The following is a 15,230-nucleotide window of genomic DNA, read 5'->3' on the forward strand; positions in this document are numbered from 1 at the left end:
CACTGGAGTTCACGTTGACCAGCACCGCGCAGCCGACGGTCCCGGAAGGCCGCAAGGCCCATCCCGACCACCTCGGCCATGTCATCTTCATCACCGCGGCTGCCGCGATGGGCGGCTTTCTCTTCGGCTATGACAGTTCCGTCATCAATGGTGCCGTCGAGGCGATCCGCAGCCGTTACGACGTCGGATCCGCGGTCCTCGCCCAGGTGATCGCCGTCGCCCTGATCGGCTGTGCCATCGGCGCCGCCACCGCCGGCCGGATCGCGGACCGCATAGGCCGTATCCGGGTGATGCAGATCGCCTCGGTGCTGTTCACCATCAGCGCCGTCGGCTCCGCCCTGCCGTTCTCGCTCTGGGACCTCGCCTTCTGGCGGATCATCGGCGGCTTCGCCATCGGTATGGCCTCGGTCATCGGCCCGGCCTACATCGCCGAGGTCTCGCCGTCCGCCTACCGCGGCCGCCTCGGCTCGTTCCAGCAGGCCGCGATCGTCATCGGTATCGCCGTCTCCCAGCTCGTCAACTGGGGCATCCTCAACCTCGCCGACGGCAACCAGCGCGGCACCCTCGCCGGCCTGGAGGCCTGGCAGTGGATGCTCGGCGTGATGGTCGTCCCGGCCGTCCTCTACGGTCTGCTCTCCTTCGCGATCCCCGAGTCGCCGCGCTACCTGATCTCCGTCGGCAAGGTCTCCCGCGCCAAGGAGGTGCTCTCCGAGGTCGAGGGCCACACCGTCAACCTCGACACCCGGGTCGTCGAGATCCAGGACGCGATGCGCCGCGAGCACAAGTCCTCGTTCAAGGACCTGCTCGGCAGCAAGATGGGCTTCCTGCCGATCGTCTGGGTCGGTATCGGTCTCTCGGTCTTCCAGCAGCTGGTCGGCATCAACGTCGCGTTCTACTACTCCTCGGCGCTGTGGCAGTCCGTCGGCATCGACCCGAGCGCCTCGTTCTTCTACAGCTTCACGACGTCGATCATCAACATCATCGGCACCGTGATCGCGATGGTCTTCGTCGACAAGATCGGCCGCCGTCCGCTGGCGCTGATCGGCTCGGCCGGTATGGCCATCTCGCTCGCCCTGGAGGCATGGGCCTTCTCCGCCAAGACCGCGGCCGGCACCCTGCCGCACGTCGAAGGCACCGTGGCACTGATCGCCGCCCATGTCTTCGTGCTCTTCTTCGCCCTCTCCTGGGGCGTCGTGGTCTGGGTCTTCCTCGGCGAGATGTTCCCGAACAAGATCCGCGCCGCCGCGCTGGGCGTCGCCGCCTCCGCGCAGTGGATCGCCAACTGGGCCATCACGGCCAGCTTCCCGAGCCTGTCCGACTGGAACCTCTCGGGTACGTACATCATCTACGCGATCTTCGCCCTGCTCTCGATCCCCTTCGTGCTCAAGTTCGTGAAGGAGACGAAGGGCAAGGCGTTGGAGGAGATGGGCTAACCCCCCGCCAGTCCGTCTCCTCAGCACTGGGTACTGCCCCGGGTCATCAGGGACCCCGGGCAGTACCCCTTTTTGTGCCCGGGTTTTCTCTCGGCGGCGGGTGACACCCTGTTCGTCATCCAGCCGGAAGGCTGAACTCACCGCCACCGGTCAGTCCTTGAGGCGCGGCAGCACCCGCTCGGTGAACAGATGGAGCGAGCGCCAGCCCTCGTCGATGGGCATTCCGCCGCACAGCGGATGGAGGATCAACGAGCCCCCGGCGCCCGCCTGACGGGCGAGCCCGAGGCAGTCGTCGGGGGTGAGGACGCGGTAGACGCCCTCCTCGCGCAGCGCCGCGACGTCCCGGGCGGACGAGCGCACCGCGGAGCGGCTGCCGGCGGACTGCCAGGACGCGTACATCCGGGCCTCGTGCAGCAGATGGCTGCCGTACTCGGCCCAGGTGCGGTCCGGGTCCTCGGAGAGGTGGAGGAGTGCGGTCCGCTCGGGTGGCTGCATCACCCACCCGTCGGTGCCGTAGGCGGCGCGCTGCTGGTGGTAGTAGGTCTCCAGCTCGGGGAGGTGGGCGCTGGGGAAGAAGGGGAGGCCCAGGCGGGCCGCGCGCCGGGCCGCGGCCCGTGAGCTGCCGCCGATCAGCAGCAGCGGATGCGGCCGGGTGTACGGGCGCGGGGTGACGCGGACCGTGCGCCCCTGGTAGGTGAACGGTTCCCCGGTCCAGGCGGACAGCAGGGCCTGGAGCACCTCGTCCTGGAGCGGGCCCCGGCCCGGCCAGTCCTTGCCGTGCGCCGCGTACTCCTCGGGGCGGTAGCCGAGGCCGGCGACGGTGATCAGCCGGCCGCCGCTGAGCAGATCGAGCGAGGCGAGGTCCTCGGCCAGCCGCAGCGGATCGTGCAGCGGGGTGATCAGCGCGGAGACGGTGACACCGATCCGGCGGGTGGCGCCGAAGACGGCGCCCGCGAAGGTGAGCGGGGAGGGCATCCAGCCGTTGGTGGTGGCGTGGTGCTCCTCGGTCTGGACCATGGTGAAGCCGCGGTCGTCGGCGAAGGCGGCCATCTCGACGGCGGCCCGGTAGCGCGCGGACAGGGTGTCGGGCGTGGGTGCGGGGTCGACGAGGTTGATCCGCAGGACCGTGACAGGCAGAGCGGGCATCGCAAACGTCCCCTTCGCCAGGGTGGTTGGCGAAGGGGACGTTAGCTGACGATGCGTCAGATCACTAGAGGGGAAGTCCGGTCCACGGGGTCCGGGTCAGCCCACCTCGACCGACTGCCGGGTCTCGGTCGCCTCGTCCGCGCCGGCCGCCGGGGCGGATTCCTTCGGCGCCGGCAGTACGGCGAAGACCAGCGCGGCGATCGCGATGGTGGCCGCCCAGCCCAGGCCGTTCTCGCCGATCCAGGTGGTGGCCAGCGGGCCGGTGAACCACTGGACCTTGGTGAAGCACAGGCCCGCCACGAGCGCCACGCCCCAGGCGGTCATGGCCTGCCAGCAGAAGCCGCCGACGTACCAGTAGCGGCTGGTGCGGCCGGTGTCCATCAGGCTGTCGGCGTCATAGCGCACCGCCAGCTTGCGCCGCCGGGCCATGTCGATGCCGTAGACGCCGATCCAGGCGGAGAAGGAGACCGCGAGCAGCGTCAGGAACGCGATGAACTGGCCGATGAAGTCCTTGGCCACCAGCATCATGAACAGACCGCCGACCAGGCTGATGACGGCGTTGATGCTGACCGCGAGGGCACGGGGCAGCTTGACGCCCATGGTCTGGGCGGTGAAGCCCGCGGAGTACATCGACAGGCTGTTGATCAGCACCATCCCGACCAGCGCGGTGATCAGGTACGGCACCGCGAGCCAGGACGGCAGGATGCTGCCGAGGAACGACATCGGGTCGGTGTTCTGGCCGGCCAGCTTCGGGCTGGAGACGGCCATCACGCCGCCCATCAGCACCATCGGCAGCAGCACCAGGGCCGCGCCGGAGACGGTGGCGCCGACGATCTTCTTGCCGGAAGCGGAGTGCGGCAGGTACCGGGCGAAGTCGGGGCCGGTGGGCACCCAGCTGATCCCGCCGGCCGCGATGGTGCCGATGCCCGCGATCACCATGGCGGTGGTGCCGGCCTTCTTGGCGAAGACGGCGTCCCAGTCCATCGTGGCGACCAGGTAGACCAGCACCATGATGCTGAACAGGCCGAACAGATACGTCGAGTACTTGTTGCAGACGTTGAGCGCCTTGCGGCCCAGACCGCTCACCAGGTACGTGACGGCCACGAAGGCGAGCAGGGTGACGACGACCAGGACGTTGTTGCTCTCGATGCCGAGCAGCAGATGCAGCACGGTCAGCACCGCGTAGGCGCCGGTGACCGCGTTGATCGTCTCCCAGCCGAAGCGGGCGACCCACAGGATCGCGCCGGGGAAGTAGTTGCCGCGGACGCCGAAGGCGGCCCGGGAGAGCATCGCGCCGGGGGCGCCGCCCCACTTACCCGAGACCGACAGCACGCCCACCATGCCGAACGCGACGGCCGCGGCGGTCGCGGCCACCAGCAGGACCTGCCAGAAGTTCAGCCCGTTGCTGACCACGAGCGAGGCGCCCATGGTGAGCAACAACACGCTGATGTTGGCGGCCACCCAGGTCGGGAAGAGCTCGCGGACGCGGCCCTGGCGTTCGTTGTCGGGGACGGGCTCGATGCCTCGGGTCTCGACGGCGCCTTCGGTTGCGGGAGCGGAAGCGGACGTGGTGCCCATTGGTGCAGGTATCTCCGTGCGGGGATCTGGACGCACCCCCACGGGGGAGGGGGTGCAGGCAGCAGCTGTGATGCCTGGCCAGAATTGATTGCCAGGACTCTACGCGCGTTGCGCGGCCGTCGACCATCGTACTTTGATCCAACTTGTGCCGGTACGCACTGTTGGACCCCACGACGAGGACGAGTGTCGCCGAAGCTCGTCGAAGGGTCCAGTCGGGCTGCTCCGGAGCTCGTCCGGAGGGGCGGGTCAGGGCGTTCGCCCGCCTTCCCGGGGACCACCCGGCCGTACGGCCCGGCCTCGTGCCGCCGTCCCGGAGCGGCGCCCGGCGCGCGCCCCGGCCGGGCGCCGCGGGGCCGGGGCACCGCTTTCCGGACACCGCCCCTCCAGGTTCGGCGCGTGCAGTCCCCACGGGCGGAGCGTGGCTGATACTGGAGGGGTTATGGACATCGTCATCCTTGCTGTAGTCATCGCCGTGGTCGTGCTCGGCGCGATCAGCGGGCTCGTCGTCAGCGGCCGCAAGAAGAAGAAGCAGCTGCCGCCGTCCCCGCCGGCCGCCCCGAAGCCCTCCGTTACCGCGCCCCCTGCCGAACCGCATGTCGGCGAGGAGGCCGAGACCCCCCGCGACGAAGAGCGTCGCACCATCGAAGAAGTCACGCTGCCCACCGCCGAGGCCCCCGCGGCCGAGGCACCGGCCGCCGAGCCCGAGGCGCCCGCGGCGCCCGCCATCGAGGTCCCCGAGCCCACCGCCGGCCGGCTGGTCCGGCTGCGCGCCCGGCTCTCCCGCTCCCAGAACACCCTGGGCAAGGGCCTGCTGACCCTGCTCTCCCGTGAACACCTCGACGAGGAGACCTGGGAGGAGATCGAGGACACCCTGCTGACCGCCGACGTCGGCGTCGCCCCCACCCAGGAGCTGGTCGAACGGCTGCGGGAGCGGGTCAAGGTCCTCGGCACCCGCACCCCCGAGGACCTGCGCGCGCTGCTGCGCGAGGAGCTGCTCACCCTCATCGGCACGGACGCCGACCGCACCGTGCACACCGCCAACGGCATCGGCAACGGCGGCGACGAGATCCCCGGCGTCGTCCTGGTCGTCGGCGTCAACGGCACCGGCAAGACCACCACCACCGGCAAGCTCGCCCGGGTCCTGGTCGCCGACGGCAAGTCCGTGGTCCTCGGCGCCGCCGACACCTTCCGCGCCGCGGCCGCCGACCAGCTCCAGACCTGGGGCGAGCGGGTCGGTGCCCGTACGGTCCGCGGACCCGAGGGCGGCGACCCCGCCTCCATCGCCTTCGACGCGGTGAAGGAAGGCATCGCCGAGGCCGCCGATGTCGTCCTGATCGACACCGCGGGCCGGCTGCACACCAAGACCGGTCTGATGGACGAGCTCGGCAAGGTCAAGCGGGTCGTCGAGAAGCACGGCCCGGTCGGCGAGGTGCTGCTCGTCCTGGACGCCACCACCGGCCAGAACGGCCTGGTCCAGGCCCGGGTCTTCGCCGAGGTCGTGGACATCACCGGCGTGGTGCTCACCAAGCTCGACGGCACCGCCAAGGGCGGCATCATCGTCGCCGTCCAGCGCGAACTGGGTGTCCCGGTCAAGCTCGTCGGCCTGGGCGAGGGAGCGGACGACCTGGCGCCCTTCGAGCCGGAGGCCTTCGTCGACGCCCTGATCGACTGACGCCGCCGCCAGGGCACCCGCCCGGACCGTCACCGGCCCCCGGACCCGCAGACCGCGGGTACCGGGGGCTGACGCTTGTCCGCAGCGCGCTCGCCCCGCCGTGTGACGGCCGGGCCCGCGGCGCCGGTCCCCGTCGGTCCGGGCGGCTCCGGCGGACGACGGCCGTGCCGGGTGGCCGGCGTGCTCGGACCGGCCGGCCGGAGACCTCAGACCGCCGAGCGGTTACAGGCGTACGCCAGGGTGCCCAGCATCAGCCGCGCCTGCGGCGGCCGGCCGGCGGTGTCCAGGGATGGCGGGCGCAGCCAGCGCACCGGACCGTGGCCGCCGAGGTCGGAGGGGGGCGCGGTGAGATGGTCGCCGGGACCCAGGGAGCGCAGGTCCAGCGAGGCGTCGTCCCAGCCCATCCGGTACAGCAGATCGGGGAGGTGCCCGGCCGCCCCGGGGGCGACGAAGAACAGCGCCCGGCCCGTCGGGGCCACCACGACCGGGCCCAGCGGCAGCCCCATCCGCTCCAGCCGCGCCAGCGCGTTGCGGCCCGCGGCCTCCGGCACGTCGAGGAGATCGAAGGACCGGCCCACCGGGAGGAGGATGGCGGCGCCCGGTGTCTCGGCCCACGCCGCGGCGGCCTTCTCCCAGCCGGCACCGGCCGTCACCTCCTCGCCGAAGTCCAGCGGATGAGCACCGGGGGAGGGGCAGTCGGTGGCCCCGCAGGAGCATTCCGTACGGCCGCTGCCCGCGCGGACCGCCCGGGCGCCGGGGACGACGTCCCAGCCCCACAGCCCGGTGTACTCCGCCACCGCCGAGATCTCGGTCGAGCGGGCGCGGCGCCGGGAGCTGGAACGCATCTCTCGGATGCCGCCGATCGTGAAGCCCATGCCCCCTCCAACGGGTGGTGCGTGCCAGTGGTTACGAGTCGGCGGGTTGACGGTCCGGCGCCGCCGGGGTCCCGGCGGCGCCCGTGGTGCGGTGGTGTGCCGGGTGGTGTGGTGCGCCGTGTGAGCCCTTGTGTGCTTCGCTCCGCCCGGCGTTCTTCGGCCTGTGTCAAGTCAATCGCGAGAGCTGGGCGGGGAGTTCATTCGAAGGGGTGGCGAATGGTGGCGTTTCCGCGATCGCCCTCGCGGCGGGCGTGATCGTAGGATTACTTTCGGTGCGCGAACCCCGGAGAGGCACCCTTCGCACGGGTATGCCGGTGGCAACGCACAGGTCGAGCACAGGCCAAAAGGTGTGGCCGGAAACCGTGATCGGGTAGATGTACCCCGGACAGGCGTCGTAACGGGCGGCGTTCTGTGGGCAGTTCGCGGCACGCACCAGGCACCAGGCACCAACGCAGCTATCGGGATGGGGGCTTCCAGTGGGCGGCAACGGCGGCACGGGCGGCACCGACGCCGTCAAGCAACCCAACGCACAGTTGGGATCGTGGTTCATGCGCAGCGGCTGGTCCAAGGGCGAACTGGCCCGGCAGGTCAACCGCCGGGCCCGCCAGATGGGCGCCCACCACATCAGCACCGACACCTCGCGGGTGCGCCGCTGGCTCGACGGTGAGCAGCCACGCGAGCCCATCCCGCGGATCCTGTCCGAGCTGTTCTCCGAACGCTTCGGCTGTGTGGTCGGCATCGAGGAGCTGGGCCTGCGCTCCGCGCACCAGTCCCCGTCCGTCTCCGGCGTGGACCTGCCCTGGGCCGGGGCCCAGACGGTCGGCCTCATCAGCGAGTTCTCCCGCAGTGACCTGATGCTGGCGCGCCGCGGCTTCCTCGGCACGTCCCTCGCGCTCGCCGCCGGCCCCAGCCTCATCGAGCCGATGCAGCGCTGGCTGGTCCCGGTGCCCGCGGGCCAGGACGGCCCGGAGGAAGCCGACCGTGCCCGCCGGCCCGCGCGGCTGTCCGGGCCGGAGCTGGATCTGCTGGAGTCGACGACCGCGATGTTCCGCCAGTGGGACGCGCAGTGCGGCGGCGGGCTGCGGCGCAAGGCGGTGGTCGGCCAGCTTCACGAGGTCACCGACCTCCTCCAGGAGCCGCAGCCGGAGCCGGTGGCCAAGCGGCTGTTCAAGGTCGCCGCCGAACTCGCCGAACTCGCCGGCTGGATGAGCTACGACATCGGACTCCAGCCCACCGCGCAGAAGTACTTCGTGCTCGCGCTGCACGCCTCCAAGGAGGCCGGCGACCGGCCGCTGGGCTCGTACATCCTCTCCGGCATGAGCCGGCAGATGATCCACCTCGGCCGGCCCGACGACGCCCTGGAGCTGATCCACCTCGCCCAGTACGGCAGCCGGGAAACCGCCACCCCGCGCACCCAGGCCATGTTGTATGCGATGGAGGCCCGCGCCTACGCCGGGATGGGCCAGCCCAGCAAGGTCAAGCGGGCCGTCCGGATGGCCGAGGACACCTTCTCCGACGTCCTGCCCGGCGAGCCCGAGCCGGACTGGATCCGCTTCTTCTCCGAGGCCGAGCTGAACGCCGAGAACGCCCACTCCTACCGCGACCTCGCCTATGTCGCCGGCCGCAGCCCCACCTACGCCTCGCTCGCCGAGCCCGTCATGCAGCGCGCCGTGGAGCTCTTCGGCAAGGACCCCGAGCACCAGCGTTCGTATGCGCTCAACCTGATCGGGATGGCCACCGTGCATCTGCTCCAGAAGGAGCCCGAGGCCTGCGCGGCGATGGCGCAGCAGGCGATCCCGTTCGCCCGGCAGGTCCGCTCCGAGCGGGTCAACACCCGGCTGCGCAAGACCGTCGACAACGCGGCGCGGGAATTCGGCGGCGTCGCCGAGGTGGTCCGGCTCAGCGACGAGCTCACCCGCCAGCTGCCCGAAACCGCGGAGGCCGGCTGACGGCAACCCACCCCTGAACTCCGGCCGCGGCCGCCGCCCCGTACAGCCCGACTCGGCTCCCCCATGCCAGGTCACGCGGGCGGCAGCCGCGGCCGGGCTCGCTTTTGCGCCCCCTTTTGCGCCTAAGCCGGCGCCGCTTTCGCGGAGGTGGTTGGGCGCCGTGGGGGTTGCTCAATTGATGGTTTCTGTGGGTTGAACGGGTGATGTTGGGCTGATCTGGGAGTTCACCGGGGCGTAACACGGTGGGCGTCTTCGTCACGGGGGTGAAACACCCGCAAGGTTTGGCCGAAACCGCGCTGCGACAACCTCATCGCGAAGTCGGCCCACCAGAAACACGCCCGCACGGGCCGCATCGACGACGAGGAGACGCCGATGCCCCCAGGCATCCTGACGCTCGCAGCAGACAAAGTGACACTCAGCCCGGCCAACACCGGGTTCATGCTGATCTGCTCCGCATTGGTGATGGTCATGACCCCCGGTCTCGCCTTCTTCTACGGCGGCATGGTCCGGGTCAAAAGCGTGCTCAACATGCTGATGATGAGCTTCATCAGCCTGGGCATCGTGACGATCCTGTGGGTCCTGTACGGCTTCGGGCTCGCCTTCGGCACCGACCAGGGCGGCTTCATCGGCTGGGACGGGAACTTCGCCGGGCTCAGCGGCATCGGCCTGACGGAGCTGTGGGGCGCCACCACCATCCCGGTCTATGTCTTCGCGGTCTTCCAGCTGATGTTCGCGATCATCACGCCGGCGCTGATCAGCGGTGCACTCGCCGACCGGGTGAAATTCACCGCCTGGGCGCTGTTCATCGCGCTGTGGGTCACCGTCGTCTACTTCCCCGTCGCCCACTGGGTCTGGGGCGAGGGCGGCTGGCTGTTCGAGCTGCAGGTCATCGACTTCGCGGGCGGTACGGCCGTCCACATCAACGCCGGAGCCGCGGCGCTCGGCGTGCTCCTCGTCGTCGGCAAGCGCATCGGCTTCAAGAAGGACCCGATGCGGCCGCACAGCCTCCCCCTGGTGATGCTCGGCGCCGGTCTGCTGTGGTTCGGCTGGTTCGGCTTCAACGCCGGCTCCTGGCTCGGCAACGACGACGGCATCGGCGCGGTCGCCTTCGTCAACACCCAGGTCGCCACCGCCGCCGCGATGCTCGGCTGGCTGGCGTACGAAAAGCTCCGGCACGGCTCGTTCACCACGCTCGGCGCGGCCTCCGGCGCGGTCGCCGGACTCGTCGCGATCACCCCGGCCTGCGGCGCGGTCAGCCCGCTGGGCGCCATCGCGGTCGGTGTCATCGCCGGTGTGCTGTGCGCCATGGCCGTCAACCTGAAGTACAAGTTCGGCTACGACGACTCCCTCGACGTCATCGGCGTCCACCTCGTCGGCGGTGTCGCCGGCTCGCTGCTGGTCGGCCTGTTCGCCACCGGCGGGGTGCAGAGCGAGGCCAAGGGCCTGTTCTACGGCGGCGGCTTCGAACAGCTCGGCCGGCAGGCCGTCGGTGTGTTCAGCGTGCTGCTCTACTCCCTGGTCGTCTCGTACGTCCTTGCCAAGGCGATCGACCTGGTGATGGGCTTCCGGATCGGTGAGGACGAGGAGGTCGCCGGCATCGACCAGGCCGCACACGCGGAGACCGCATACGACTTCACCGGTGCGGGCGGTGGCACGGTCGGCCGACTCGGCGAGGCCCTGACGAAGAAGGTGAACGCGTGAAGCTCATCACGGCAGTAATCAAGCCGCACCGGCTGGACGAGGTGAAGGACGCCCTCCAGGCATTCGGTGTGCACGGCCTGACGATCACCGAGGCCAGCGGATACGGCAGGCAGCGCGGGCACACGGAGGTGTACCGCGGCGCCGAGTACACCGTCGACCTGGTGCCGAAGATCCGTATCGAGGTGCTGGTCGAGGACGCCGACGCCGAGGAACTGACCGACGTCATCGTCAAGGCGGCCCGCACCGGCAAGATCGGCGACGGGAAGGTGTGGAGCGTCCCGGTCGACGACGCGGTACGGGTGCGGACCGGGGAGCGGGGGCCGGACGCACTGTGAGGCCACGGCCGGGCTCCGGCTCCGGCCCCGGGCGGCTCTCCGCCGCCGGGGGCCGCGGCCGGGCCCGGCCGCCCGGGCGGCCGGTGGCCGACCGGACCGCGGCAGCACAGACTGATCGTGCGGGCCCGCCCGGTACGGGAGCGGCCGCACGGGCGACGGGGACGGCGGGGGACCACCACCACGACCAAGGAGCGCGCGCGTTGACCGACAGCGTCGAGGACACGGCAGGACCGGCCGGAGCGCAGAGCCAGGAGCACCAGCCCGCGACCGCCCCGGAAGGGGGTTACCCCGCGGCCCGGCTGCGCCTCCTCCAGGACGAGACCTCCACCGGACCCGACCGCCGCGCCGCCCTCGCCCGGATCACCGACGACTGGCTGGCCGGCCTGCTGGGCCGGCACGCCACCGCCGCCGGCCTGTCCGGCACCGCCCTGGTCGCCGTCGGCGGCTACGGCCGCGGCGAGCTCTCCCCGCGCAGCGATCTCGACCTGCTCCTGCTGCACGACGGCCGCGCCGACGCGGGCGCCCTCGCCGCGCTCGCCGACCGGCTCTGGTACCCCGTCTGGGACCTCGGCCTCGCCCTCGACCACTCCGTACGCACCCCCGCCCAGGCCCGTAAAGCGGCCCGCGAGGACCTCAAGGTGCAGCTGGGCCTGCTCGACGCCCGCCACCTGGCCGGCGACCCCGACCTGACCGCCACGGTGCGCACCGCCGCCTACGCCGACTGGCGCGAGAGCGCCCCCAAGCGGCTCCCGGAACTCCAGGACCTGTGCCAGGAGCGCGCGGAGCGCCAGGGCGAACTCCAATACCTCCTCGAACCCGACCTCAAGGAGGCCCGGGGCGGGCTGCGGGACGCCACCGCGCTCCGGGCCGTCGCCGCCTCCTGGCTCGCCGACGCCCCGCGCGGCGGCCTGGAAGCCGCCCGCACCCATCTCCTCGACGCCCGCGACGCGCTCCACCTGACCACCGGCCGCGCCACCGACCGGCTCTCCCTCCAGGACCAGGACCAGGTCGCCACCGCCCTCGGCATGCTGGACGCGGACGCCCTGCTGCGGCAGACCTACGAATCCGCCCGCACCATCTCCTACGCGGCCGATGTCACCTGGCGCGAAGTCGGCCGGGTCCTGCGCGCCCGCTCCCTCAAGCCCACCCTGCGCGGGCTGCTGCACGGCCGCACCGCGGGCAAGGGCGAGCGCTCCCCGCTCGCCGAGGGCGTCGTCGAACTCGACGGCGAGGCGGTCCTGGCCCGCACCGCACGCCCCGAGCGGGACCCGGTGCTGGTGCTGCGCGCCGCGGCCGCCGCCGCCCAGGCCGGACTGCCGCTGGCCACCCACGCGATCCGCCGCTGCGCCACGGCCACCGCCGCCAAGCCGCTGCCCGAGCCCTGGCCCGCCGAGGCCCGCGAACAACTGGTGACGCTCCTGGGCGCCGGTACGCACACCGTGCCCGTATGGGAGGCCCTGGAAGCCGAAGGCATCATCACGCGGCTGCTGCCCGACTGGGAGCGGGTCCGCTGCCGCCCCCAGCGCAACCCCGTCCACACCTGGACCGTCGACCGCCACCTGGTCGAGACCGCCGTACGGGCCGCCGCCCTGACCCGCCGGGTGCACCGTCCCGACCTGCTGCTGGTCGCCGCCCTGCTGCACGACATCGGCAAGGGCTGGCCCGGCGACCACTCGGTGGCCGGCGAGACCATCGCCCGCGACGTGGCGGCCCGGCTCGGCTTCAACGCCCGGGACACCACGGTGATCGCCACCCTCGTACGGCACCATCTGCTGCTCATCGAGACCGCCACCCGACGCGATCTCGACGACCCGGCAACCGTCGGCGCGGTCGCCGAGGCGGTCGGCAGCACCCGCACCCTGGAGCTGCTGCACGCCCTGACCGAGGCCGACGCCCTGGCCACCGGGCCCGCCGCCTGGAGTACCTGGCGCGGCGGACTCGTCGCCGACCTGGTCAAACGGGTCGCCGCACGGCTCGCCGGGCAGCCCGACACCGAACTGCGCGGCATCGGCGAGCCGACCGCGGAACAGGAGCGGCTGGCGATCGAGGCCCGGCGCACCGGCGGCCCGGTCCTGGCCCTGCACACGCGCGCCGAGGCCCCCGCCGAGGCCGACACCGGCCCGGAAACCCCGGCACCCGACCAGGAACCGGTCGGGGTGGAACTGCTCATCGCCGTCCCCGCCCGCCCCTCGCCCGGCCGCCGCCCCTCCACGAGCCCCGCGGGCGCCCCTCCGATGGGCGTGCTGTCCGCCGCGGCCGGAGTGCTGGCCCTGCACCGGCTGACCGTCCGCGCCGCCGACCTGCTCCTCCTCGACCCCATCGACGAAGGCCCCGTCCTGGTACTGAGCTGGCGGGTGGCCGCCGAATACGGCTCGCTGCCGCAGGCCGACCGGCTGCGCGCCGACCTGATTCGCGCCCTGGACGGCACCCTCGACATCCCCGCCCGCCTCGCCGAACGGGAGCGCGCCTATGCCCGCCGCTCCCGGGCCGTGCTCGCCCCGCCACCCCGGGTCACCGTCGCCCCCGGCAGTTCCGACACCGCGACCGTCATCGAGGTCCGGGCCCAGGACGCCCACGGCCTGCTGCACCGCATCGGGCGCGCCCTGGAGGCGGCGGGCGTCGCCGTCCGCAGCGCCCACATCAGCACCCTGGGAGCCAACGCCGTGGATGCGTTCTACGTCACCGGGGCGGACGGGGCACCCCTTGCGGACGCCGCGGCGCACGAGGTGGCGGCGGCCGTGGAGCGCGCCCTTCAGTAGCGGCCGGGAATACAGGGCCGGAACGGTTTGCTTGCGGAGGCCGATACCCTAGAAGCCGACTGGACCCCGCCCCCGACCCCGAGGATCGACGACCGCCGTGTTCGATACGCTTTCCGACCGCTTGGCGAGTACTTTCAAAAACCTCCGGGGCAAGGGCCGCCTGAGCGAGGCGGACATCGACGCCACGGCGCGCGAGATCCGGATCGCGCTGCTCGAGGCCGATGTCGCCCTGCCCGTCGTCCGCGCCTTCATCAAGCAGGTCAAGGAGCGGGCCACCGGCTCCGAGGTCTCCCAGGCGCTGAACCCCGCCCAGCAGGTCATCAAGATCGTCAACGAGGAGCTCATCGGCATCCTCGGCGGCGAGACCCGCCGGCTGCGGCTCGCCAAGACCGCGCCGACCGTGATCATGCTGGCCGGTCTCCAGGGTGCCGGTAAGACCACCCTCGCCGGAAAGCTCGGCCGCTGGCTCAAGGGCCAGGGCCACGCCCCGATGCTGGTCGCCTGTGACCTCCAGCGCCCCAACGCCGTCAACCAGCTCTCCGTCGTCGCCGAGCGCGCCGGCGTGGCGATCTTCGCGCCCGAGCCGGGCAACGGCGTCGGCGACCCCGTCCAGGTCGCGAAGGACTCGATCGAGTACGCCCGCGGCAAGCAGCACGACATCGTCATCGTCGACACCGCCGGCCGGCTGGGCATCGACCAGGAGCTGATGCAGCAGGCCGCGGACATCCGTGACGCCGTCAGCCCCGACGAGGTCCTCTTCGTCGTCGACGCGATGATCGGTCAGGACGCGGTCAACACCGCCGAGGCGTTCCGCGACGGCGTCGGCTTCGACGGCGTGGTGCTCTCCAAGCTCGACGGTGACGCCCGTGGTGGTGCCGCGCTGTCCATCGCGCACGTCACCGGCAAGCAGATCATGTTCGCCTCCAACGGCGAGAAGCTGGACGACTTCGACGCGTTCCACCCGGACCGCATGGCGTCCCGCATCCTCGGCATGGGCGACATGCTCTCGCTCATCGAGAAGGCCGAGCAGACCTTCAGCCAGGCCGAGGCCGAGAAGATGGCGGCCAAGCTGGCGAAGGGCCCCAAGGAGTTCACCCTCGACGACTTCCTGGCCCAGATGGAGCAGGTCCGCAAGATGGGCTCCATCTCCAAGCTGCTCGGCATGCTGCCCGGCATGGGGCAGATGAAGGACCAGATCAACAACCTCGACGAGCGCGAGGTCGACCGCACCGCCGCCATCATCAAGTCCATGACCCCGGCCGAGCGCCAGGAGCCGACGATCATCAACGGCTCGCGCCGGGCCCGTATCGCCAAGGGTTCCGGTGTCGACGTCAGCGCGGTCAAGGGCCTGGTGGAGCGGTTCTTCGACGCCCGCAAGATGATGTCGAAGATGGCCCAGGGCGGCGGCATGCCCGGGATGCCCGGCATGCCGGGGATGCCTGGCATGGGCGGCGGCGCGCGCAAGAAGAAGCAGGTCAAGCAGGCCAAGGGCAAGCGCAAGAGCGGCAACCCGATGAAGCGCAAGGCCGAGGAAGAGGCCGCGGCCGCCCGCCGCGAGGCCGCCCAGGCCGGCAACCCGCTGGGCCTGCCGCAGGGCGGCCAGGACCCGCAGAACTTCGAACTCCCCGAGGAATTCAAGAAGTTCATGGGCTGACCCGGTTCACGGGCTGCCCCTCAGCTCTCCACAGCACGAGCCCCTGGCCCTCACGGAGGCCGCCGGGGGCTCGTGCTTGTGGAAACGGGGCCGCTGTACCCGCCAGCTTCCAAGACCGAGCCTCTACA

The 15,230-nt window shown here is 71.6% G+C and carries 10 protein-coding genes; 7 read left to right on the forward strand and 3 right to left on the reverse strand.

Annotation, left to right across the window (positions count from 1 at the left end; all coding sequences use genetic code 11):
* Positions 1-14 precede the first annotated feature (14 nt).
* Entirely contained in the window at positions 15-1,433 is a 1,419-nt protein-coding gene (locus tag ACZ4XD_RS16060) for a sugar porter family MFS transporter (protein ID WP_468042499.1), read from the forward strand.
* Between the two features lie 150 nt (positions 1,434-1,583).
* Here ACZ4XD_RS16060 and ACZ4XD_RS16065 read toward each other — a convergent pair whose 3' ends face one another.
* Both ACZ4XD_RS16065 and ACZ4XD_RS16070 read right to left on the reverse strand, forming a co-directional pair.
* Positions 1,584-2,579 (reverse strand): LLM class flavin-dependent oxidoreductase, encoded by a 996-nt coding sequence (locus ACZ4XD_RS16065; protein ID WP_468042501.1) that lies wholly within the window; start codon positions 2,577-2,579, stop codon positions 1,584-1,586.
* Positions 2,580-2,675: 96 nt separating this feature from the next.
* Complete coding sequence (locus ACZ4XD_RS16070) at positions 2,676-4,157, reverse strand: purine-cytosine permease family protein (RefSeq protein ID WP_468042503.1); 1,482 nt, start codon at positions 4,155-4,157, stop codon at positions 2,676-2,678.
* A 439-nt stretch (positions 4,158-4,596) separates the two neighbouring features.
* Between ACZ4XD_RS16070 and ftsY the strand changes: the two genes are divergently transcribed.
* Entirely contained in the window at positions 4,597-5,829 is a 1,233-nt protein-coding gene (gene ftsY / locus ACZ4XD_RS16075) for a signal recognition particle-docking protein FtsY (RefSeq protein WP_468042505.1), read from the forward strand.
* A gap of 206 nt (positions 5,830-6,035) precedes the next feature.
* Here the strand turns inward: ftsY and ACZ4XD_RS16080 are convergent, their stop codons facing one another.
* Positions 6,036-6,704 carry a bifunctional DNA primase/polymerase gene (locus tag ACZ4XD_RS16080; RefSeq protein WP_468042507.1) on the reverse strand — a complete coding sequence of 223 codons (669 nt, stop codon included), beginning with the start codon at positions 6,702-6,704 and terminating at the stop codon, positions 6,036-6,038.
* 476 nt (positions 6,705-7,180) lie between these two features.
* Here ACZ4XD_RS16080 and nsdA point away from each other — a divergent pair, with 476 nt between their 5' ends.
* From nsdA to ffh, 5 genes are all read left to right on the forward strand, one after another.
* On the forward strand, positions 7,181-8,653 hold the full coding sequence (gene nsdA, locus ACZ4XD_RS16085; RefSeq protein ID WP_468042509.1) for a transcriptional repressor NsdA: 1,473 nt from the start codon (positions 7,181-7,183) through the stop codon (positions 8,651-8,653).
* 372 nt (positions 8,654-9,025) lie between these two features.
* Entirely contained in the window at positions 9,026-10,354 is a 1,329-nt protein-coding gene (locus tag ACZ4XD_RS16090; RefSeq protein ID WP_468042511.1) for an ammonium transporter, read from the forward strand.
* Positions 10,351-10,689: a P-II family nitrogen regulator gene (locus ACZ4XD_RS16095; RefSeq protein ID WP_042149346.1), complete on the forward strand. Its 339-nt coding sequence runs from the start codon at positions 10,351-10,353 to the stop codon at positions 10,687-10,689. The genes ACZ4XD_RS16090 and ACZ4XD_RS16095 overlap by 4 nt, the downstream gene beginning before the upstream one ends.
* A 200-nt stretch (positions 10,690-10,889) precedes the next feature.
* The gene (locus tag ACZ4XD_RS16100) at positions 10,890-13,448 is read left to right on the forward strand and encodes a [protein-PII] uridylyltransferase (protein ID WP_468042514.1); all 2,559 of its coding nucleotides are present in this window, start codon (positions 10,890-10,892) and stop codon (positions 13,446-13,448) included.
* Between the two features lie 97 nt (positions 13,449-13,545).
* Positions 13,546-15,102, forward strand: a complete 1,557-nt coding sequence (gene ffh / locus ACZ4XD_RS16105; RefSeq protein ID WP_042149353.1) for a signal recognition particle protein — start codon at positions 13,546-13,548, stop codon at positions 15,100-15,102.
* The last annotated feature ends 128 nt before the right edge of the window (positions 15,103-15,230 follow it).

This window comes from Streptomyces sp. NPDC029466 (assembly GCF_055574515.1).